The sequence below is a fragment of the Mycobacterium sp. 852002-51971_SCH5477799-a genome, from assembly GCF_001667145.1.
Lineage (GTDB): Bacteria > Actinomycetota > Actinomycetes > Mycobacteriales > Mycobacteriaceae > Mycobacterium.
In genome coordinates, this window is record NZ_LZIF01000061.1 from 1 (window position 1) to 1,157 (window position 1,157).

Here is a 1,157-nt window from a genome sequence, read left to right on the forward strand (position 1 = left end):
CAACCACCCATCCAGCACGAACAACGCCGCCCCACCCACCGGCGCACCGATCGGCGGGGCCCCCGACCCCGCCCGCAGCGGGGCGCTGAGGGTGGCATAGATCGTGGTCTCGGTCGGCCCGTAGGCGTTGACCATCACCCGCCCCGGCGCCCACCGATCCACCACCGCCGCCGGACACGCCTCGGCCGCGATCACCAACGCCGCCGCGTTGACCTGCTGGGCAGACAACATCCCCACCGCCGACGGGGTCTGGCTGAACACACTGACCTGTTCGGCGGCCAGCAGAGCCTGCAACTCCTGCGGGGAGCGGGTCACCTCCTCAGGCACCACCACCAGCCGCCCACCATGTAGCAGCGCCCCCCAGATCTCCCACACCGAGTAGTCAAAGGCATACGAATGGCACTGCGTCCACACCTGATCCGGCCCCAACACCAACCCGGCATCCCAGGAGGCGAACAACCGGGTCACGTTGTGGTGGGTGACCGCCACCCCCTTGGGCACCCCGGTGGTGCCCGAGGTGTAAATGATGTGGGCCACCTCCTCAGCAGCCGGCACCGGCAGCGGTGTGCCCGCCACACCCTGGATACCGGGGTCATCGACCTCGATCACCACCCCGGCGAAACCCGCAAGCCGGTCGGCCAGCTCGCGCGTGCACACCGCGGCCATCGGCGCGGCATCGGCGAGCATGAACCCGATGCGCGCCGCTGGCAGCGCCGGATCGATCGGCAGATAAGCCGCCCCGGTCTTGAGCACCGCCACGATCGCGATCACCGCCTCAGCGCTGCGCGGCAACACCAACGCCACACACTGTCCCGCGCCCACCCCGCTGCCGGCCAACACCTGCGCCACCCGATTCGACACCTCATCAAGCTCGCGATAAGTCATCGAGGCGCCCGCGCACACCAGCGCCACCGCCTCCGGAGTGCGCGCCACCTGCCCCGCGAACACCGCCGGAATCGACACCCCCGTACCCGCCCGACCCAACACCGCCCGATTACCGAACACATCCAACTCGGCACACTCCGCCGCATCCAGCACCTCGATCGCCGACAGGTGCTGGGCGGGTTCGGCGGTCAACGCCATCAGCACCCGCTGCAACCGGGCGATCAAAACCTCGATAGAGGCCGCATCAACCACATCGGTGCTGAACACCGCCG

The 1,157-nt window shown here is 69.3% G+C and carries 1 protein-coding gene; it reads right to left on the reverse strand.

Annotated elements, in window-relative coordinates; all coding sequences use genetic code 11:
* The coding region (locus A5753_RS06895; RefSeq protein WP_156655985.1) for an AMP-binding protein at window positions 1-1,157 on the reverse strand (1,157 nt) is incomplete at both ends.